Raw genomic sequence first — 19,931 nt, forward strand, 5'->3', positions numbered from 1 at the left:
CGCTATTGCGTGTCAGCAGGTTCAGGTGCCTCAGGACGCGGCTCTGAGGCAGCATCACCAATGCCCAGCGCTTCGATCATCGGGGCGAATCGTTCGCGGCGCGGATCGTCTTCCGGCAGGCGCGAATAGATATAGCGCATGGCCTGTTCGGCCTTTTCCTGATCGCCTGCCTGCGACGCACCCATGGCCGCCCACATACCCGCGCGCACCTGGGTTTCATCCAGTTCATAGGCCTTGGCGAACAGGCGCGTGGCCTCTGGCGAGACCGCGCCATTGTTCAGCTCGACCAGCGCATCGCCAAGCGCCAGCAAGGCTGGCATGAATTCATTGTCCCGCCGCAAGGCAGACTGGTAGGCCCTTGCTGCATCCGACGTGCGTCCCTGCGCGCGCAGGATTTCACCAATGAAATAGTGTGGCTGCGGGTCTTCAGGGCGTTCCACCACGGTCGCCTCAAGACGCGACAGGGTTTCAGCCTGGGTCAGCGCGCCCGGATCGGTGCGGATTTTCTCCATCAGGCCAGCCTGCCGGTCTTTCATCGGCAAATCGCCCATACCGGGTTTGCCGACCAGCAGATATCCACCAATCGCCACCGCCAGACAAAGTGCGAGGATGATACCGTTCCGACGTGTCATGATTTTGGAAACTTCAACACGGCCTTCAGGCCACCCATGCCGGAATCCCCCAGATCGAGACTGCCGCGATGCAGTTCGGCCAGTTCCTTGACGATGGACAGGCCCAGTCCGGTGCCGGGGGTGGTCTCATCGAGGCGCACGCCGCGCTTCAGGGCGCCCGCACGTTCTTCTTGCGTCAGCCCCTTGCCGTCATCCTCTACCTCTATGGTCAGCGCCTCTGCCCCATCGCGAACCCGCACCATCACTTCGCTCCGGGCCCATTTGCAGGCGTTTTCCATCAGATTGCCGACCATTTCCTCGAGATCCTGTTTCTCTCCCCGGAACACGGCCCCGACCCCGCCGTCAACGGACACGTTGACGCCCCTTGCATCATAGAGCCGGTTCAACATGCGTGCGATGCCATCGATCACTGGGCGCAACTCGGTCCGTGCGCCCAATGTCTGCGCCCGCGCCACCATTTGCGCGCGCTTCAGGTAATGCTCAACATTGGTCTGCATGTTTTCCGACTGGCGACGCACCACATCATCCAGCAAAGTATCACCGGTCGCCTCATTGCGCAGCACGGCCAGCGGCGTCTTCAGGGCATGGGCAAGGTTACCGACATGCGTCCGCGCGCGCTCGACCACCTGCCGGTTATGCTCAAGCAGCTTGTTCAATTCATCGGCGAGCGGGCGCACTTCGGCCGGATAATCCTCAGACAGTTTCTGCCGTGTGCCTTCACGCACCTCAGCGACATCATCCCCGATGCGCCGCAACGGACGCAGCGAGAACGATATGCCCGCGACCATCGCCGCGAACACACCGCCGAACAGGGCAATCATCGTGCCCAGCAACAAATTCCGGAAGCGCGTCGCCGCCGCATCATTGGCCGCGCGGTCAGCCGCCGCCACCAGAACAAGCGGCGTGTCACGATTGGCGATCAGGATCGCGCGAGACGCCACGCGCACATGCTGTCCGGCCGGACCAACAAGGTCAAAGTCCCCGAACTGCGTCATGCCGGGATTGGCCAGCGTCCGATCCAGTTGACCGTCGCTGAGGGGAACGGGCTCGTCCCAGAGGCTGCGCGAGCGAATGTCTCCCGCGATGTCGCCTTCGGAGCTGACCCCCACAATGGCCCAGTAGCGCCCGGAATATTGCGTGCGAAAACGCACATCCCCGAGAAAGAATTCGCGCTGGGAATCCGTGACCTGGCCATCTTCGAGAAACGCCCCTTCCCGAGTCATCTCGCGGGTCAGGCCAACAAGGTTCTGTTCCAGATCCTCTTCCAGCAAGCTGAGCGTCTGCGCGCGATAGACCGCTGACAAGGCGAGCGCGCCGCCGACCAGCACGACCAGTCCCCACACCGCCGCCGCCAGCATGATCCGCCGCGCCAATGACAGGCGCGTCCAGCGGTCCAGCAGGGTCGGGTTTGAAGGGGCGCTGTCGCTCATGGTCCGGGCTCCGGCGCGGTGCGGGCCTTATCCGACGACGCGGGTTTCGGCATCCGGCACGACAAGGCGGTAGCCAAGGCCCCGCTCGGTCTGGATACGATCCTGCCCGATCTTGCGGCGCAGGCGACCGATGAAGACCTCGATCGTGTTCGAGTCGCGATCAAAGTCCTGATCATAGATATGCTCGACCAGTTCCGTGCGCGGCACGACGCGGCCCATATGATGCATCAGGTAAGACAGAACGCGATATTCATGCGCGGTCAGTTTCACAGGTTCGCCATTCACACTGGCACGGGCGGCGCGCGTATCGACCACCAGCTTGCCAGCCTCCAGCGTCGCGGCAGAGTGACCGGCGGCGCGGCGCAACAGGGCGCGCAAGCGCGCCAGCAACTCTTCGGTAATGAACGGCTTGGTGAGGTAATCGTCAGCGCCGGCATCAAAGCCAGCCACCTTCTCGCTCCACGAATCGCGGGCGGTCAGAATCAGGACCGGGAAGGATTTTCCGTCCGCACGCCATTTCTTCAGGACGCTGACGCCGTCCATCTTCGGCAGGCCGAGGTCCAGGATCACCGCATCATAGGGTTCGGTGTCGCCCAGAAAATGGCCATCCTCGCCATCTGCGGCGAGGTCCACAGCATAGCCTGACTGTGAGAGCACATCGGCCAGCTGGCGGCGCAAGTCTGAATCATCTTCAACTACCAGGATACGCATCTACACGTCCCTCCGATCTAATAAGCAATGTCGGGTCAAGCACCCTGCCGGTCAAGGACTGCACCCGTACGGGCGTCCACCGTAAAGCGCATCTTGCGGCCATCCCCCGTCATCCAGTCGATCTTGTATTGCGGCTTGCCGCCATTATCGAACAGGTCTGCACCGAGTTGATAGCCGCCATATTGCCGCTTCAGGCTCTGGAAAATCTGGCTGAGGGGAACGGTTTTGCCCTGCCGCACCGAATCGCGCGCCTGGCCGGGCGACCATTGGTTACGCCAGTCCTGAGCGATCGCCGGAGGCGTCACCACAAGGCCCATGGCCAGAAGAAGGGCAGAAATCCGTTTCATACCATGGCTGTATAGGCATCAGGCTCTGAATACCAAGTGAACATATGCCGTCGGATTCGTTCAGGCTGCGATTGGTGCCAACAGGATGGGCAATCAAGCACGTTTCCGACGCGCACGACGCTGTTGCGCGGCTGCCTCGACGTTCGGGTCTGACGCGATCACGAGCCCGCGCATTACGCCCTTCATCACGGCGGAGGTTCGGTCGAACACGTCCAGCTTGGCAAAGATTCGTTTCACGTAAGTGCCAACAGTCTCCTGGCTGAGGTCCAGCATGTCCGCGATGCCCGCATTGCTGCGGCCTTGCGCCATCCAGTGCAACACGTCGAGTTCGCGGCTGGACAGGTTCATCTCATATTGCAGCTCGGCCGACATCAGCTGGCAATAACGCAGATAGGCGGTCTCGGCGCCAATCTGGAAAAGCGACAAATCGACTCCGTCCAGATCATCTTCTCCGGATTCCGAACTGGCGGCGATGAAGCCGACCCGCGCCGCCGACCCGTAAGTGGCGACGCATATGCCCTTCGCCATGCCCCATTTGGACAAGTCTGAAAGGTATCGGGTTTCCCGCTCATTCAGCACGACATCGCTTGGCAAGTCATGCCAGCGAAAGGCCGTTCCGATCCGCACCGAAATGTCTGGCAGCGGGTCGTCCATATGACGGGCATCGCGATAGGCGGTTTCCCACTCTTCCGGAAAGCCTGCATTGGTCAGCCCGCGACCTACCGAGCGATCATGGCCAACCGGGGACAGACACAAAAGCCGCGGCACACCCATCTCGCCAAAGGCCGAGACGGCCGCTTCGCGCAGGTCCTGCAACGATCGCGCCTCTATCAGGCCCTTCAATTTGTTGAGCACGCCACTGCCTCCCCGGACTCGAGGAGGGTTGTGAGGGCTCGCGCGATATTTTCAAGCAGAATAGTAGAAATACTATCCATCTCTTCGATGTTTCGCTCTCATCTGGTCGGCGACAAGCTCAGAAATCGGGTCCGACACGATGACCATTCCCTGACGGACCCCCTTCATCACGGCCGAGGTTCGGTCGAACACTTCCAGCTTGGCGAAGATACGCTTCACATATGTATTGACCGTGTCCTGACGGATGCCAAGCACATCGGCGATGGCACTATTGCTGCGGCCCTGCGCCATCCAGTAGAGGACGTCCTGTTCGCGACCGGACAGCTGGACCGGTATGTCGGGGTCCATGGTTACCAACTGGCAAAACCGCATGAAGGACGACATGCCCACAAACTGAAAGAACTCGCGGTCAATGCTCTCGACTTCCGGTCCGTCAGGATCCGTGCTGGCCGCGATCAGACCCACTCTCGACACGTTGCCATATTGGAGCATGCAGATTCCCTGACCCATCTGCATCTCTCTGAGGAACTCCATATAGGCGAGTTCATTCTCTGAGAGCGACACCGATGATGGCAGGCGGTGCCAGTATAGCGGCCCGCCAATTCTGGAAGCGGCGTCCGGGATCGGGTCGTGAACCTGCCAGTTCAGTTCGTATGATTTCTGCCACGTCTCAGGAAAGCCGAAGCTCGCCGTGTTTCGGGTCAGCGACCGGTCACTTCCAATGGGACCCTGAAAATAGACGCGGGTAAGTCCAATCTCGCGCAAAGCGGCAACGGATCTGTCAAATATATCTTCGACCGTACGTGATCGAACTATATGGCGCAGATGGCCCAGCATTGGTCCAATCCCATTTCTCGAATGGGAAGATAGACCAAACCAGCTCTGCGGCAATCATATTCGCCCGCTTTAGGGTTGAATATTGATGGGCCCGCTGCCTCTCTCGCGAGACGGGAGCCTCCGCTCTGTAACAGCCGCGACAGACCTAGCCGCCGAGCAGCAGCAACGTCGTCGCATCGGAACTGATACCCGCCTGCAGGGCATAGAGGTGATCCAGCAGGTTCAGGGTTTCCTTGGCATCATGGCAGCGGTCATCGACATAGAACCAATAGTCACGATACTCGACCGCTATCGTCGCAGTGGTCGGGCGCGCCGCCGCCGATTGCACGGCGAACAGGCCCCCATTCACATCATGCCAGCCTCCCGGTGCCCGACAGGGGTCGTCCGAATATTCCAGGACAGGTTGCGAGGCACGGGCAATGTCGCGGTGCGCCTCGGGCACGTGAACCGATTGCGACAACGCCGACAACACGCCGAGCAGAGATCGCCCGCGCGCCGCATAATCGCCGAGGGCATTGCCCCGCGTTGATATCTCCGTGATGTAGCGGTCACCCGGAATCACACTGACATCCGACACCCAATAGCGCCGAAAGAAGTCGGCGAGTTGTTGGCCGAGTTCCGAGGTACGATCCCATTTGAGGATCACACGCGGCTTGCCATCTCCATCGGTCTCGGATGTGTCCGGATCGACGACCTGCACCATCAATTGTCCGCGTTCCTGCAGCGAACGCATCAGCGCGGCCAGTTCGCGAAAGCGCGTATTGTCCGGCATGACCGGCGGGGTTGGCCCGGCGGCTGCCCGCGCATTCTCGAGATCACCAATTCGGGAGACGCAACACAACATCAACCGTTCGACGCTCCAGCCCGACTGGCTCATCAGGAAGATGGTCGCCGGCGGCAATGGCTGCAGGATCTGTTGGGCATAGTCCGACCCCCTCAACGCCGAATAGGCGATCGAGGGCTGACTACTCATATTGGTGCCGACATTTCCATTCAGGACTTCATCCAGATTCTGCCCGCCCAGCGCCAGCGCTGACGCCAGCATGCCGTTGATCTGGGTGTTTTCGGTTGTGGTAATCCGCTCAGCATCAACAAAGGTGACAGGATCATTGTATCGCAGGCGAACAATATTCATCAGCAATTGTTCCTGCCGGGCATCCGAAATGGCCGAAGAATAGGCAAGCGTGTCGGATTCAATGGGGGAAACCGGCCGGTTCGGATGTGCGCACGCAGACAGAACAGCCAGGCTGGCGAGCACCAGTTTCACATTTTGACGGCGGCTCGAATTTGTCCGGCGGTCGATCATTAATATTTCTCCCCGATTTATTTACTTACACACTTCCGGCCACCGCAAGAACGACACCCCGTCACTTGATTCTGTAATCAAACATACAGAAGGCACGTTTTCGACAAGTTACCGAAAATTTTTCTCATCCTTCCAAAACCGGCAGAGTGGCCCCGGATTGACACAGTAGGGTTTGTTTTTTGGTAACGTAATCATCTGCATGAAAATCCCGTAAAAGGATTTTTACTTTCAGATGTACGAAGTGTTGAACTGCATAACGACGGAGCATGACTGGAAGCACGTGCTTGCCTCCTTGTTCGTCCTGGCATTCAGCAATTGTTGTTCCCTGATCATCTACTATCGCAGCCAGGCTGCATTGGTGACCCGCAACAAGATCCTGTGGGCGATTGCCGCCGGCACAGTTGTAGGCCTCGGGGTCTGGGCCACCCACTTCATCGCGCTGCTCGGTTACAAACCCGGATTCGAAATCGTCTTCGACGCGGGTCGCACAATCGTGTCCGCCCTTATCTCTGTCGCTGGCTTCGTCACCACAGCATTGTTGCTGCGACTGAACGCGGATGGCACGCTTCGTCTGGCATGCGCAGGCATCGCGACCGCTGCCGTGGCCGGAATGCACTTCTATGGCATGTCGGCGCTGAGCGCCTCTGCCGTAATCGAGTACGATACAATCACCATCACAGCCGCAATGGTGCTCGGCTTCCTGGGCTATGTCGGCACCTATTTGCTCGGCGCGAACTCGAATGTCCGCTGGAGCACGGCGATCGCCACAGTCACCAGCGTACTGGCGGTCATCTCCATTCACTTTGTCAGCGCGTCCGGCACAACCCTGATCCCGATCAGGGGCCTGAGTACGCCGATAGTTGCCCTTCACACCACCGGCCTCAGCGCAATCATCGCCGTCGCCATGCTGGTCGTGGTGGTCCTCTCCGCCCTTGCGGCCGGCCTCGATAGTAATTTCCAGCGACTTCGCCACAAGGAACAACGCAAATTGTCCGTGCTGGCTGATTCAAGCAGCGAAGGTCTCTTCATGGTGTCAGCTGATGGTCTCGTCCTCCAGACCAATATGGCCGCACGGATCATGTTCAGCGACCGCTTGAGCGACCTCAAAGACCTGAAGGATCTGGGCCATCTGGCGGATGTGGATCGATTGCCAAAGCTGTCGGGTCGCTCTGTTCAGGACCTTTTCCAGATTGAAGACGAGACCTTCTCCCTGAAGGAAAACCGGGATTATGGCGAACGCCGCATCCGGTTCGCAGATGGCCGTGAGATGATCGCCACGATCTCCAGTCGGCGCACTGAGGACACAAACGAAGATTTCGTCTTCTTTGCGGTTCATGACATGACCCAGCGCGTCCGCGCCGAAGCCCGTGTGCGCGCACTCGCTTACCGTGACACTCTGACAGGCCTAGCCAACCGGGTTGCCTTCAATATGGCGCTTGAATCGTCTGTCAGTAAAGACGCTGAGCATCGCAAGAACCTGGCCGTCATGATCATTGATCTGGACGAGTTCAAGGAAGTCAACGATCAGTACGGCCATGGCGCTGGAGACACGCTCCTCAAGGCGGTGGGCCGCCGTATTTCCAACCAGCTGTCTGACAAGGACATGGTGGCCCGTCTCGGGGGGGATGAATTTGCCGTTCTGGTGCGCGGCCGATCCACACCCGAAGAGGTTACCCGGGTTGCAAACAACATACTGGCCGCCATTTCCGAACCACTGGCCATGGGCAAGCGAACGCTGAACTGCGGCGGCAGTATCGGCATCGCAATCGTCCCACAACGCGCGACCAGCCCTGCCCGCATCCTCACCTTTGCAGACCGCGCGCTTTACTCCGCCAAGGCTGACGGACGCGGTTGTGTACGGTTCTATGATGCCATTCTGCACAAACGCCAGATCGAAAAGCGCAATCTCGAACGCGCGCTCCATAAGGCGATAGAGAATGACGAATTCGTGCTGCACTTCCAGCCGAAAGTCAGCGCATCCTCGCGTGCCATTGTCGGCCGGGAAGCGCTGATCCGCTGGAATCGGCCGAATGTCGGCCTGATCGGCCCGGATGAGTTCATTCCCCTGGCAGAGCAGAGCATGCTGATCAATGATATCGGACGTTGGACGATCTTCGCTGCATGTTCTGCAGCCAGCCAATGGTCGGGCAAGGAGACGGTGGCCGTAAATCTGTCTGCCCGCCAGTTGCTCGATCCGGACTTGGTCGACCATGTTCGCACCGCACTCGAACAGACCGGACTTGATCCAGAGCGCTTTGAGTTGGAGATCACGGAAACCGCAATCATCCACAACACCCAGCTCGCCACCAGCATCCTGCTTGATCTGAAAGCGCTCGGCATCAAGATTTCTCTGGATGATTTCGGGACCGGCTATTCGTCCATGAGCTATATTCAGGATTTCCCGTTCGACCGGATCAAGATCGACCGCTCCTTCGTGACGTCCATGAATGCCAATGTAAAATCCCGCGCCATTGTCGAGGCGATCATCCACCTCGCCCATTCGCTGGACATTCCGGTCGTGGCCGAAGGTGTTGAAACCGAAGACCAGGCCGAAGCGCTGGCCCAGCTGGCATGCGAGGAATTGCAGGGCTACCTGATTGCCGCTCCCGCCCCGTTCGAGGACATGGTTGCCCGCGTGCTGGCCGACAATCCTATTTTCGAGATCGAGGTCGCCTAGCGCCCTTCAGCCCAGGCTTTCAGCCCAGGCTTTCAGCCCGTCATCTTTCGGATCATCCAGCACGATTTCAAGTCGGGCATAGAGATTGCCCGGCGTGGATGTCTGCACACCCTTGCCGCGCAAACGCAATTGAGAGCCGGTATTGGAGCCCGCAGGAACTTTCAAAGTCACCGGGCCGGACGGTGTCTTCACCTCGACACTGCCGCCGAGCACCGCGATCTTGAGATCGATCGGTACTGACATGCGCAGATCCTTGCCATCGCGTTCCCAGACGCTGCTGGGCTTCACTTCAACCTCCAGCAAGGCGTCTCCGGGCGGTCCGCCATTGGGCGATGCCTGCCCCTGACTTTTCAGACGTAGCGTCTGCCCAGATTCAATGCCTGCCGGAATATTCACATCCAGCGCTGTATTGTCGGCCATGGTCATGCGCCGTCGCGCGCCCGTGACTGAATCCGCAAAGTCGATCGTCACGCGATAGCGTACGTCACGACCCTTGACCGGCCCGCTGCGCCGCGACCGGCCACCCCCGAACATGCCGGACAGGATATCCTCGAATGGGTCGCCCTGCGCGCCGCCAAACGGGTTGCCACCGCCGCGTGTTTCCCAGCGCTGTCCCCCGCCGCCGGGCCCGCCGCCCGGATAGCCGCCGCCAAAGCCGGTCGGATTGCCGTCGCCGTCAATCTCGCCGCGGTCGAACTTGGCTCTCTTTTCCTTGTCGCCAAGAATGTCCCATGCCTGCGAGACCTGCTTGAAAGCTTCCAGCTTTTTGGGATCGTCCGGATTCTGGTCCGGATGCAAATCCTTTGCTTTCTGGCGATGCGCCTTCTTGATTTCGGCCTCGCTGGCCGAGCGGTCAACGCCGAGCACTTTATAGGGATCGAGGGCCAAGGGCGGGAAATCCTTCCAGTCACGAATCTGATATCCGATCACAGTTAGGATGTCCGGAACCGTAATGAAACCCGGATATTACCTTACCGGATCAACCCGCGCCGCAAAGCATCCCGGTTTGGCATTGTGCAAATGCAGATAGGCAACCCCCTCGGACGCCAGAATGGACGGGATTGCCGCGCCAAGTTCAGCCCCCTTGACCACATCGGCCGCCACCATGTCATGCGCTGCATTGAAACCTCGAATCGAAATCAGCCGCCGCGCCAGAACCTCCGGCACTTCGCCTTTGGCTGGCACATATTCCGCCGCACCTTCGCGCACGAAGATGGCATGCGAGCCCCGGTAGGGCGTCGCCTCATCATGATAGGTATGGTTGAGGAGATAGAGCGTCTCCCCAATCGCAGCGTCCTGCAAACTCACCCGGCAGGGAAAGCCGGGACTCACATCCGCAACGATTTTCTGAATGTTATGCACCGCAAGTTCGGCCACGGTCAGGCTCGGCAAATGCGCAAACGTCTCGGCGGCGAGACCGGTAATCTGGAATGTCATGGTGGGCTCCTGAATTTATGCCTGCCAAACTGCCGAAGCGCGCCAAACGCCGCCACCCGATACGTGCTGCAGGTCTTAAATCACCGCCCACAACCCAGTTCGCCCGTCCGGCCCAATCTCCGCCACCCGCGCTGAGGCAGCGCCGACAGGCCATTCCACAAACGGTACGTTCACCACCACTGGATCGCCAAATCCCGCCCCCATATCGAACCCGACGGCAAACCGTCCGGCACTCTCCGCCTCCGGCATGGCCCAGCTTTCTGGCACATCCGATCCGCGCCTGGTCCAGCTGAGTTGGTCCGCCCGCACACGCAGATGCGCCACAGGCCAGGGCAGGCCCGCACGGTCCTCGAACATGGCCGTCTGTAGGATATCATCCGCCCTGGCCTGCCAGACCAGCTCCGCCCCATATGCCTCCCCGCCAAGGCGTGCCCGCGCCACCGCCGCATCCAGCATCACCAACCGCGCGCCAATCGCTGCGTCGCCGGGCACACTCCCTCGCTGCCCCCGCAACAGCCCGGTCAGACGCCATGTGTCGGGCGCGATCAGGTCAGCCTGTTCAAACTGCACACATTCCCAGCCGGCAGCCGTCTCCAGCAGCGCGGCGTTGCTGCCCGACAGGACACGATCTTCCGGCAAGCTCGCAAACTCTCCGCCCGGACAATACACATCCAGCGCATTTGCGCGGTCCCACCGCCCCACCGGCCCCGCGCCGCACGCTTCCGTCAGCCGCCCGATTACCGCCGGCCGGTCCAGTCGCACCGCCTCGCTCAGCGCGTCGTCGGCCAGACCGGCTGACACGACCACCTCACCCGGCCACGGATCGGCCCACGCCGCCACGAGTGGCCCAACGCCTTCGCCAAACTCCGGCAGGCTCGGCGCATCCATGACGACAAGGTCCACCCCGCCGAATACAGGCGCAGCCGGCGGCGCGCTGCCCGCCTCGCCAGCCCGCACGCGCGGCATCGCGGCAACCTCCTCCCGGCAGGTCAGCGCCCGCACGCCGCCCCGATCAACAACATTCGTGACCCGCCAGACCGGCCCGCCCTCCACGCGCAACCCATCCCCCGGCTCCAATGCAAGCGCCGACAGTGACAGCGCACAGGTCGCGCTCTCTCCACTCGCCGCCGATGCCAGCAGCGCCCCGGCCACCGCCTCCGCCCGGCTCGCCCCAAGCGCCAGCGGCAGGGCCACGTCCTGCACCAGCCTTGCATCACCGCCGTCAATCCGCGCCTCCGCTATGCCCGGCTGATAGTCCGCCTCAAGATCAACATGGGTCAACCTGAGACGCGCCGGTGCCTTGTCGAGCAGGGCGCGGGTCTTCTTCAGTCCGCCTTCGACCAGCGCGCCGGACGCCAGATCCAGAACGCCCCCTTCGCCCGCCATGCGGAACACCAGCGCCCCGCCGCGCTCCACGCACTCGAAGCCATAAGCTGCCCTGAGCGGCTCCAGCGCCGCCCGCACTGAATGCACCCCGTCCAGCCCATAGCCTTCGACAATACCATCGAGCCCGGACACATCGACCGCCGCCACGCCGCCCCGGGCGCAGATATCCGCCACCACATCGGCCAACGGCGCAAGGCCCGACCGCCCATTCAGCCAATGTCCGCGCGCCCAATTGCCGCCATCGCTCCAGACCTCTTCCTTCAGCGGCCAGGCCGGGAAAGGTCGCCCGTCCCACGCCCAGACATAAGCCGCTTCAACCAGCGAGCTTGTCTCCCAGTGCGGCAAAACCGCCGCCAATGCCCTCCGCTGGAACACTTCGTCCCGCGCCCCGCTCGAATAGGGTGGCAGCGCGCTCTCGCTGCTCTTGGGATCGTAGAACAGGTTCGGCGCATTGCCGCCCTTGTCGACCGCCGCAAAACCGATTTCCATCAGGCGAACGGGTTTCATCCTCGGCACCCATCCGGTCGGCGTCGCCGCGCGCACCCCGCCCGGACGCTCGTGATGATACGCGCCCGCCCAGCCGGCGATATCCTTCTGTCGGAACACGAAATGCTCGCCATGCGCTGTATCATTGATCGGTGTACGCACTTGCGCATCGCGCGCAGCCTGATCCGCATAATACCAGTCATACGCCTCCCCACCCGCAATTTGCGATGCCAGATAGGCCGGATCATCCGCCGCCGCATATCCTGCCAGCGCATCGAGATGATCGCTCCCGTCGCGCCAATCCCCCAGCGGCGGATACCAGTCGACGCCGACGAAATCGACATCCGCACTCGCCCAGAGCGCATCCAGCGGAAACAGGACATCGCCCGATCCGTCCCCCGGCACATAGGCGCCATACTCGGTCCAGTCTGCCCCATAGGAAATTTGCGCGCCCGGAAGGATCGCCTTCACCTCCGCCGCCAGCGCCACCAGCGCCTCAACGAACGGAAACGCGCCCGTCGCATCCCGAACCCGGCTGAGCCCGACCATCTCGCTGCCGATCAGGAACGCCTCCACCCCGCCCGCCTCGGCGGCCAGCTCAGCATGATGCAGGATGAAGTGCCGGAACCCGTTCGCTCCGTTCATGAAACTATCAATCTCACTGCGCGCCGCCGCGGTGCCATCTGTCGACACGCCGATCCGCCCGCGCCAGGGAAAGCCCGCGCAGTCCATGAACAGGAAGGGTGACAGCGTGACAGACAGCCCCCGCGCCCTCATCTCCTGAATAGCGCCGATGACGCACCGATCCGCAGGCGTGCCCCCATAATTCGGATGGCCGTCCTCATCGCGGGAAATGACAAAGGCATCGCCCCGCGCGACACCCGCCACCTGCCACGCATAGGGCACCGTTACCCGCTCGCGCGTTTCCACGCCCGGATGGATTTCGCACGCCCCCGCCTCGATACTGGTCCCGAACCAACCGACCGTCAGCGCCGCGCGTGACACGTTCGGCAGATCACTTTCCAACTGGTCCAGCGACACAAGGAAATCTGCCCGCGCTTCGCCGGACCACGCATTCAACGCGCGCTCATGTCCCGGAAACCTCTGTTCCCGCACATTCTCGGTCGCATAGACGAATTCGCCCGAGGCCGGGATGATGTTCACGCCCGTCACCACATCGCCTAATTCCGGCTCAGACCCGCCCGGCGGCACGCGCTCGACCTCGACGGAGAGCTGCGGCAGCCGGTTGCCAAACGCCTCCAGTGGCAGATCCTCAAACACGATATAGGCCGTCCCGCGATAGGCCGGTGCCTCGCCCTCGATCATCTCGATCAGCGGGTCTGGCTCTTGCGTCTCATCGCCGGGATAGACCCGGTGCACCACGCCGGAAAGGTCGAACGCCTCGCCATTCGCCCAGGCCCGCCGCACGCCGAGGATCGGCCCCTCGCCTAGCGCCACGGCAAAGCTGACCGAATAATCATACTCGGTGACCTTCGGTCCACCCTTGCTGCTCGCCCGCCGCGTCGTCTTCGTCTCCTTGAAGCGGGCCGCCCAGATCACCTGCCCGCCGACCCGCATCCGGCCATAGACCGAGGGCAGGCCCGCCCCCTCGCGCGCTTCCATCACCGGCAGGGATTTGACGCGTGGCCCTTCCTGCGCCTTCACGGTGAGCCGCGACAGCCCGCTATCATCGCCGCTGCGCAAATATCGCCCCCAGGCCGCGCTGCGCGCATCCTCGTCTGCGGTCTTCCCCTCGCCTGCCTCCGGCCGGGCCATTTTCAGGCTCAGCGCTTCGAGCCGCCGGTCAATGCGCGACAGCCGCTCATCCGTCAGCGGATCGCTTTTGCCCTTGGCTTCGATCTCGGCAAGTCGGGCATCATTCGCCTCGGTATAGGCGGCAAAGGCGGCCATCAGTTCGGCATCGCCGCCGCCCGCCATCTTGGTTTCCTTGGTCATGTTGTCTCCATTCCTCTCAAATCCATCATCCTTCGACGTCGCTCAGGATGAGTTCCGTACTTTCAAAGCGCTCATGCTGAGCGAAGTCGAAGCACGCGCGCGGGCTTCCCAGTCACGCCGCTTTTGCCTCCGCCCCCAGCAGGGAAAACCGCGCCCGTGCCTGCATCGGACTGGTCACGAGGGAAACTTCGACAAGGTCCACCTCGACCAGTTCCCGCCCATCCGGGCGCCGTGCGTTCCAGAGGCGCGGGCGAAACCCGATGGAGAGGCCGCTGAGCCCCTGCGCCACCAGTGACCGCGCCGCGACACCTTCGACGAGACCGCGCACATAGAGCCCGCGCCCATCCTCGATCATCCGCACCCAACGCCCGGCCATGGCGCCGGGCCTGTGCTGCAACAGCATGGGCAGTTGCGTGCACCGTTGCAGGCTGCGGGCAAAGGCGCCCGCCCGCACCACGTCTCCGCTCGCATCCGGTACACCGAACAGCGAGGCATAGCCTTCGATGAGGATTGGCCTCCGCGTTCGAAGCCCCCCCTCTAACTCCCCCCTTCCAGGGGGGAGAACAGACCGGACATGCCGTTGGCGTTCCTCCCCCTGCAAGGGGGAGGACAGGTGGGGGTCCACCGGACTCCCCCCAGGAAACACACCCCTACTCATCCGCGCCCTCCAATCGCCGCTCGATCCGGTCCAGCTGGCTTTCCATCCGGTCCACGCCCTCCTCGACACGCGCCAGCCGCTCGACCACGCTGCGGCGATCGCGCACCGTGTCTTCCAGCGTCGAGATCCGCTCCGCTGCCGCGCCCGCCCAGACCAGCGCCCCGCCGGTCTGCACCAGCACGGCGACGAGGAATCCTACCGTCACTTTCCGGTCGAGCTTCATGGTTGCAGCCCCGCAAGCTTTCGCTTCTCTTCGCCCGTCGCAAAGCTCGCGCCCTCGAGCCGCGCCCAAAGTGCGTCGCGCTCGGCCGACAGGGCGGGCACGCGGTCAATGTCCGCGCGAACCTCGACTTCCGCGCCGAACGGCACATCCAGCCAGGCCGACAGCGCCGCCGCCATCTTCTGCACCAGCGGCAAGACGGTCATCCGCCAGAAAGCGAGGTTTGCTTCCTTGTAGTTCGAATACGTATTATCTCCCGGAATGCCGATCAGCATGGGCGGCACGCCCAGCGCCAGCGCGATCTCCCGCGCCGCGCCATGACGCGCCTGAAGGAAATCCATCTCTGCCGGCGACAGCGACATGGGCCGCCAGTCCAGCCCGCCTTCCAGCAGCAGGGGCCGCCCGGCATTCGCCGCGCCGGAATACATGCCTTCCAGCTCAGCCTTCAGCGCGTCGAACTGGTCCGGCGGCATCCGCCCATGCCCGCCATAGACCAGCGCGCCCGACGGCTTGGCCGAATTGTCGATCAGGGCCTTGGCCCAGTCGGCGCTCGCATTGTGCAGGTCCAGCGCCCGCCTTGCGGCGCCAAGCGGCGGAAGCCCCATCGTGTCGCTAACCGGGTTGAACAGTTTCAGGTGCAGCACGGGGCTCCAGCCGGTCTCGGCATCGCGCCGGATCAGTCGCTCGCCATGACGCTCACGCACGGCCCAAGCCTCGACCCATCCGCGCGCATCCGCAACCGGCCGCATGGCGGACGGGGCCAGCGCATAAAGCGCCGACACTCCCGCCCCGTCCGCCGCCTCCAGTCGCACCCCTTCCAGGAACGCATTCCCGGTCAGCTGGAGCTGGGAATAGGCCGTCTCGAACAATTCGGTCGCAATGCCGTCCGGCTGGGGCCGTCGCAACAGGCGGCTCGCGCCCTCATGCGCCGTGACCAGCGGCACCGCAGCCGCCGCCTCCGCCACCATGCGGACCGCCCGATAGGCAATGGCATTGGCCAGATATCCGTCCCGCGTCAGGGCCGCGCCGTCCCGGCTGCCCCAACGGGCCTCACCCACCTCGGATAGCGCTACCAGAGGGGGCGCGGATTTCGCCTCGCGCGGGCGACGGTTGAAGGGCCAGATCGGGTTCATGAGGGGCGCTGCTCCATTTGCGTTGATGAGCAGAAATTAAATCCTCGCCACCCCCATCGGATTCAGCTTGGAAAAGTCGCGAAAAATCAGTCCGCTATGGCGAAATAGTTGAGGATTAACCGGTCACTATCCCTGTATTTTCTTGGCCCGCAGCCATAGCCAGACGGGCGCAAATCTGCTCTTTCGCCATTCCATCAGGGGCAAAGGAGCTTACAGAATGTCGGCACGTGTCATTTCCGTCGCCAACTCCAAGGGCGGCGTTGGCAAAACCACTACTTGTGTCAGTCTGGCAGAAGCTTTTGCGGCCAATGGCTTTCGCACACTGGTGGTGGACCTGGATACACAGGCCAATGCGTCCCTGCTGGTCTACGGCCATGAAGGCGACGAGCACCTCTTTCAGGCCATCAATGATTACGTCACGATTTCCGACTGGCTGCTGGAGAATTTCTTCGCTGGCGAGCACAAGCGCCTGTCGGAATTCATCGTCACCGACGCTTCTGATGTCAGCTATAATGGCAAGCCGCTCGAACTGGACCTGATCCCGTCCTCGCCGCGTCTGCGCAAGACCGAGCGCGAGCTGATCTATGAGCTGACCGCCAAGGGCTATTCCATGGAAGCGCTGCAGGGCCAGGTTGGCCGCCGCATGCGCGATGATTTCGAGAAGCTGAAGGCAGACTACGACGTCATCATCTGCGACTGCCCTCCGGGCATTTCGGTGATGACCGAAACCGTCCTCGCCGCCAGCCACCTGATCATTGTACCAACCATTCCGGACTTCATGTCCACACTCGGCCTCGACCTGTTCACGGGCGATATCATGCGAAACCTCCGCAACCGCGATATCGAGAACCTGCCCTGCGTGCTTGCCACCCGCTATGATGGCACGCCGCACCAGCAAGTCGTGCTGAATGCCATGCGCGAGGCCGCCAGCGCCAAGGAAACCGAGTTCGACATGTTCGACACGGTCATCCCGATGAAACAGGGCTTTGCCACCAACCCGATCGAGCTTGGCCCGGAGCCGACGCTGCAGGCCAAATGGCCCGGTGACGCGCTCGGCATCATCGAGAGCCTGCTCAAGGAAGTACGAGAGAAAATTCAATGAGCGACACCGCCACTCCCCGCAGCGCCGTAGCGCTGGAATCCCTGCTCAACCAACGCGATCGCTTTGCCAAGCTGGGCGAGAAGGATTTTGCGGCGGCCACAATGCTGCTGGCGAAAAAGCTGATGATCTCCGCCGGTCAGACCACGGACGACATGAAGCATTTGCGCGAGACCGTCGGGGCCGACCTGTTCGAAACCACGCTGAAATCGCTGACCGCCCACCAGGCCCGCCAGTTGGCGCGCCGCATGGACCGATCTGTCCCGGACCTTGAAGTCTCGACGGCTGGCGCCGCCTGCGCCTGGATTCGCGGCCTGATGAACGGCACCAATCCGCCACCGACTGAACCCGCCAAGGCCGCCGAAGACACGAGCGCAGACGACACGCCCCCCGCCCCCAAGAACGCCTATTTCGGCCGGAAAGCCTTCCGCACCGGGGGCTGACGCATCATGGCGGACAAGTTCTCGCGCACGCCTGAGCACACCCGCCGCGCCCGTGCCCGTGCCCTTCGCCAGTCTGCTTCGAAGACGGAATACAAGGTGTGGCTTGTGCTGAGTCGCAAGCAGATGGGGGTATCGTTTCGACGCCAACACCCGGTCGGGCCTTATTTTCTCGACTATTACTGCCCGTCCCTGAAATTCGCCGTCGAAATCGATGGCGACTGGCATGATCCGAGCCGCGATGCCCGGCGAGACGCCTTTCTTGGCGAACGAGGGATCTCCATTATGCGCATTCCGGTCTCTCATATCGATGAGTCGCTTGAGGCGGTGGCTCAACAGATCAGGTCCGAGATCGAATTGATCCGGCAGCGCGAAGGCTAGTCCGCTCAGACCCCCACCTGTCCTCCCCCTTGCAGGGGGAGGAACGCCAACGGCACACCCGGTCTGTTCTCCCCCTTGAAAAGGGGGAGTTAGAGGGGGTTCTCGCTGACTCCCATCACATCACATATTGCGCGGATCACAGTCAGGCCTCCACCCCACCCGCAAACAGGCGCCGATTGGCGGCGAGGATCGCGGCGGTGTCGGCATCGCTCGGTTGCAGCGACCAGTTATGGTGCTGGAAGGTTCCGCCCAGTACGATCCCGTCGCGGCGGCCGAACATGTAGGCGCTGCCGCCCGTGATGATATTATAGTCGATCTCGGCCTGCGGCTTGAGGATCACGAGCTGGCCGCGCACCGGATGGATTTCGGTATCGCCAAACAGTTTGCCCGCGCCCAGCCCGGTGCAATTGAACACAACCGCCTCATCCAATGCCGCCACCTCTGCAGCGTCCTGAAACGCGCGCACGATGATCCGTCCACCCCGTTCCCGTATATCCTCTTCCAGCTTGCGGAGATAATGCGGCGTGTCCACCATCATCGTATCGAAACTGCGCGCATGGGCGGTCGTGAACGGCAATTCCCCCGGCGCGTAATCGACAACATTGATCGCGAATTCTTCCATCGGGTGGCCCGCCCGCGCGGGTTGGTTTGTCACGGGCCGGTCTGACAAGACATAGTTCACTTCCCAACTGATGCCGTACTCCGGCCCTGTCAGTAACTGGAACCGCCGGAAAGAATGACGCGCCGCCGCGACATGCCGGTCCATGTATCCGGGGCCGATGGCCGCACTGTCATACACCGAAGCCGGCCACCACTGCCCGCCTGCGATGTTGGAGGTCGTGTTCGGGCTCAGCGCCTTGGCATAGAGCGTCACCTTCGCCCCGCGTTCCAGCAACAACATCGCGGTCGACAGGCCCAGCGCCCCCGCGCCCAGCACGGCATATTCCGCCACATCCGGATCAAACCCTTCCTCCACGGCCAGCTGCGCCGAGCCCCAGGACAGGGTGATCCCGCCGCCGCCATGCCCGTAATTGTGGACCACCGCCGTCTCGCCCAGCATTTCCCGCTCCACCCGGAAGCCAGACGCCCGGTAGGGCCTCAGCCCCACATCCACGCGCACGACCCGGTCGGCAGACACAAGGACCGGCGGCACGGGCTTCATCACCACGCCCGGCGCCTGCGGAACAGTCGCGCATCCGGCCACTGCTGCGGTCAGTCCGGTCGCCGTGAAGGCCCGGCGTGTCATCTGGCTCATCTGAAATCCCTCGCTTCCGACCCGCACCTTCGATCACGGGTCTGGCAAGATCAAGGCAGATCACAAGACCCGTACCCAAGGCCCGTTGCCCTGCTGCAAAAGTGCCCAGATGGCCCAGACCAGCGCATCCACCCGGTCAGGCGATCCGGAGAAACTCTGCTTTCATATTTTCAAAGCTGTTGATTTCATACTCATCACTATGATGAGTAATAGGATGTCATTCGCTAGCTACAGCTGCCCAGAATTCCCCGACCTTGGGGTCCTGCACCAGTTGCCATGTGGCGCCACTCTTTGTGTCGAATAGATACGTGCCTTTTATGGTCACACCCGAAGACAAAATTTGGTAGACCCGCTCACTGCCATTAGTAGCTTTATTTATTGGCTCTCTTGGTAAGCTCTGCCAAGCTAATCCTTCGGTGGCTTGGACCATCATCCACGAACGTCCTGAGCACTCGTCCAGCAAATATGTTTCTTTCATCTGCCGGGGAGACACGAACATCTCGAAGCAACCGCTTTCATCAGGGATGGTGGACGTGGGTCTTCGATCTATGAATTCTGTCTGGCTGCTCGCCTCAGAAGCTACACCAGATAGCAATGCGGTTGCAAAAATGAGTTGTTTTGAGAGCATGTCCGTCCTCCCCACTCGCAGACTATCAAATATGCCTCTAAGGCTATGGTTGTTCTA

Annotated in this window: 19 protein-coding genes; 4 read left to right on the plus strand and 15 right to left on the minus strand. The window is 61.9% G+C overall.

Annotation, left to right across the window (positions count from 1 at the left end; translation table 11 throughout):
- Positions 1-2: 2 nt before the first annotated feature.
- From B3527_RS09395 to B3527_RS09425, 7 genes are all read right to left on the minus strand, one after another.
- Entirely contained in the window at positions 3-632 is a 630-nt protein-coding gene (locus tag B3527_RS09395; RefSeq protein ID WP_034811204.1) for a tetratricopeptide repeat protein, read from the minus strand.
- Positions 629-2,062 carry an ATP-binding protein gene (locus B3527_RS09400; RefSeq protein ID WP_206991010.1) on the minus strand — a complete coding sequence of 478 codons (1,434 nt, stop codon included), beginning with the start codon at positions 2,060-2,062 and terminating at the stop codon, positions 629-631. The genes B3527_RS09395 and B3527_RS09400 overlap by 4 nt, the downstream gene beginning before the upstream one ends.
- A 27-nt stretch (positions 2,063-2,089) precedes the next feature.
- Complete coding sequence (locus tag B3527_RS09405; protein WP_206991011.1) at positions 2,090-2,773, minus strand: response regulator transcription factor; 684 nt, start codon at positions 2,771-2,773, stop codon at positions 2,090-2,092.
- A gap of 35 nt (positions 2,774-2,808) precedes the next feature.
- Positions 2,809-3,120, minus strand: a complete 312-nt coding sequence (locus tag B3527_RS09410) for a PepSY domain-containing protein (protein ID WP_290479698.1) — start codon at positions 3,118-3,120, stop codon at positions 2,809-2,811.
- A 93-nt stretch (positions 3,121-3,213) separates the two neighbouring features.
- Positions 3,214-3,975, minus strand: a complete 762-nt coding sequence (locus B3527_RS09415; RefSeq protein WP_290479699.1) for a helix-turn-helix transcriptional regulator — start codon at positions 3,973-3,975, stop codon at positions 3,214-3,216.
- 72 nt (positions 3,976-4,047) lie between these two features.
- Positions 4,048-4,812, minus strand: coding sequence for a helix-turn-helix transcriptional regulator (locus B3527_RS09420; protein ID WP_290479700.1), 765 nt, complete (start codon positions 4,810-4,812; stop codon positions 4,048-4,050).
- 145 nt (positions 4,813-4,957) lie between these two features.
- Positions 4,958-6,118: a hypothetical protein gene (locus tag B3527_RS09425; protein WP_290479701.1), complete on the minus strand. Its 1,161-nt coding sequence runs from the start codon at positions 6,116-6,118 to the stop codon at positions 4,958-4,960.
- A gap of 232 nt (positions 6,119-6,350) precedes the next feature.
- On the opposite strand from B3527_RS09425, the gene B3527_RS09430 reads away from it, so the two are divergent.
- Entirely contained in the window at positions 6,351-8,795 is a 2,445-nt protein-coding gene (locus B3527_RS09430) for a bifunctional diguanylate cyclase/phosphodiesterase (protein ID WP_290479702.1), read from the plus strand.
- Positions 8,796-8,801: 6 nt separating this feature from the next.
- Here B3527_RS09430 and B3527_RS09435 read toward each other — a convergent pair whose 3' ends face one another.
- The 6 genes from B3527_RS09435 to B3527_RS09460 all read right to left on the minus strand — a co-directional run bounded on the left by B3527_RS09435 (position 8,802) and on the right by B3527_RS09460 (position 16,071).
- Positions 8,802-9,725 (minus strand): J domain-containing protein, encoded by a 924-nt coding sequence (locus tag B3527_RS09435; RefSeq protein ID WP_290481845.1) that lies wholly within the window; start codon positions 9,723-9,725, stop codon positions 8,802-8,804.
- Between the two features lie 36 nt (positions 9,726-9,761).
- A complete protein-coding gene (locus tag B3527_RS09440) occupies positions 9,762-10,232 on the minus strand; it encodes a DUF1203 domain-containing protein (protein ID WP_290479704.1) in 471 nt (156 codons plus the stop codon).
- Positions 10,233-10,307: 75 nt separating this feature from the next.
- Positions 10,308-14,060, minus strand: a complete 3,753-nt coding sequence (locus B3527_RS09445) for a baseplate multidomain protein megatron (protein ID WP_290479705.1) — start codon at positions 14,058-14,060, stop codon at positions 10,308-10,310.
- A gap of 112 nt (positions 14,061-14,172) precedes the next feature.
- On the minus strand, positions 14,173-14,718 hold the full coding sequence (locus B3527_RS09450) for an HK97 family phage prohead protease (protein WP_290479706.1): 546 nt from the start codon (positions 14,716-14,718) through the stop codon (positions 14,173-14,175).
- Positions 14,711-14,941, minus strand: a complete 231-nt coding sequence (locus B3527_RS09455) for a hypothetical protein (RefSeq protein ID WP_206991020.1) — start codon at positions 14,939-14,941, stop codon at positions 14,711-14,713. The genes B3527_RS09450 and B3527_RS09455 overlap by 8 nt, the downstream gene beginning before the upstream one ends.
- Positions 14,938-16,071, minus strand: coding sequence for a phage portal protein (locus tag B3527_RS09460; protein WP_034811174.1), 1,134 nt, complete (start codon positions 16,069-16,071; stop codon positions 14,938-14,940). Before B3527_RS09460 ends, B3527_RS09455 begins: the two co-directional genes overlap by 4 nt.
- A 217-nt stretch (positions 16,072-16,288) precedes the next feature.
- On the opposite strand from B3527_RS09460, the gene B3527_RS09465 reads away from it, so the two are divergent.
- From B3527_RS09465 to B3527_RS09475, 3 genes are read left to right on the plus strand one after another with little or no spacing between them, the layout of a single operon-like run.
- Entirely contained in the window at positions 16,289-17,173 is an 885-nt protein-coding gene (locus B3527_RS09465; protein WP_051607473.1) for a ParA family protein, read from the plus strand.
- Complete coding sequence (locus B3527_RS09470) at positions 17,170-17,613, plus strand: hypothetical protein (protein ID WP_290479707.1); 444 nt, start codon at positions 17,170-17,172, stop codon at positions 17,611-17,613. Before B3527_RS09465 ends, B3527_RS09470 begins: the two co-directional genes overlap by 4 nt.
- Positions 17,614-17,619: 6 nt before the next feature.
- Positions 17,620-17,991, plus strand: a complete 372-nt coding sequence (locus B3527_RS09475; protein ID WP_290479708.1) for an endonuclease domain-containing protein — start codon at positions 17,620-17,622, stop codon at positions 17,989-17,991.
- A gap of 142 nt (positions 17,992-18,133) precedes the next feature.
- On the opposite strand, the gene B3527_RS09480 is transcribed toward B3527_RS09475, so the two are convergent.
- Both B3527_RS09480 and B3527_RS09485 read right to left on the minus strand, forming a co-directional pair.
- Complete coding sequence (locus tag B3527_RS09480) at positions 18,134-19,246, minus strand: FAD-dependent oxidoreductase (RefSeq protein WP_290479709.1); 1,113 nt, start codon at positions 19,244-19,246, stop codon at positions 18,134-18,136.
- A 217-nt stretch (positions 19,247-19,463) separates the two neighbouring features.
- On the minus strand, positions 19,464-19,874 hold the full coding sequence (locus B3527_RS09485) for a hypothetical protein (protein WP_290479710.1): 411 nt from the start codon (positions 19,872-19,874) through the stop codon (positions 19,464-19,466).
- Positions 19,875-19,931: the final 57 nt, after the last annotated feature.

This window comes from Hyphomonas sp. UBA4505, from assembly GCF_002388685.1.
Classification (GTDB): domain Bacteria; phylum Pseudomonadota; class Alphaproteobacteria; order Caulobacterales; family Hyphomonadaceae; genus Hyphomonas.

Coding starts and splice junctions, on each gene's coding strand:
- B3527_RS09395 (WP_034811204.1), bottom strand. CDS start 632: ATGACACGTCGGAACGGTATCATCCTCGCACTTTGTCTGGCGGTGGCG.
- B3527_RS09400 (WP_206991010.1), bottom strand. CDS start 2,062: ATGAGCGACAGCGCCCCTTCAAACCCGACCCTGCTGGACCGCTGGACG.
- B3527_RS09405 (WP_206991011.1), bottom strand. CDS start 2,773: ATGCGTATCCTGGTAGTTGAAGATGATTCAGACTTGCGCCGCCAGCTG.
- B3527_RS09410 (WP_290479698.1), bottom strand. CDS start 3,120: ATGAAACGGATTTCTGCCCTTCTTCTGGCCATGGGCCTTGTGGTGACG.
- B3527_RS09420 (WP_290479700.1), bottom strand. CDS start 4,812: ATGCTGGGCCATCTGCGCCATATAGTTCGATCACGTACGGTCGAAGAT.
- B3527_RS09425 (WP_290479701.1), bottom strand. CDS start 6,118: ATGATCGACCGCCGGACAAATTCGAGCCGCCGTCAAAATGTGAAACTG.
- B3527_RS09430 (WP_290479702.1), top strand. CDS start 6,351: ATGTACGAAGTGTTGAACTGCATAACGACGGAGCATGACTGGAAGCAC.
- B3527_RS09440 (WP_290479704.1), bottom strand. CDS start 10,232: ATGACATTCCAGATTACCGGTCTCGCCGCCGAGACGTTTGCGCATTTG.
- B3527_RS09445 (WP_290479705.1), bottom strand. CDS start 14,060: ATGACCAAGGAAACCAAGATGGCGGGCGGCGGCGATGCCGAACTGATG.
- B3527_RS09450 (WP_290479706.1), bottom strand. CDS start 14,718: ATGAGTAGGGGTGTGTTTCCTGGGGGGAGTCCGGTGGACCCCCACCTG.
- B3527_RS09455 (WP_206991020.1), bottom strand. CDS start 14,941: ATGAAGCTCGACCGGAAAGTGACGGTAGGATTCCTCGTCGCCGTGCTG.
- B3527_RS09460 (WP_034811174.1), bottom strand. CDS start 16,071: ATGAACCCGATCTGGCCCTTCAACCGTCGCCCGCGCGAGGCGAAATCC.
- B3527_RS09465 (WP_051607473.1), top strand. CDS start 16,289: ATGTCGGCACGTGTCATTTCCGTCGCCAACTCCAAGGGCGGCGTTGGC.
- B3527_RS09470 (WP_290479707.1), top strand. CDS start 17,170: ATGAGCGACACCGCCACTCCCCGCAGCGCCGTAGCGCTGGAATCCCTG.
- B3527_RS09475 (WP_290479708.1), top strand. CDS start 17,620: ATGGCGGACAAGTTCTCGCGCACGCCTGAGCACACCCGCCGCGCCCGT.
- B3527_RS09480 (WP_290479709.1), bottom strand. CDS start 19,246: ATGAGCCAGATGACACGCCGGGCCTTCACGGCGACCGGACTGACCGCA.
- B3527_RS09485 (WP_290479710.1), bottom strand. CDS start 19,874: ATGCTCTCAAAACAACTCATTTTTGCAACCGCATTGCTATCTGGTGTA.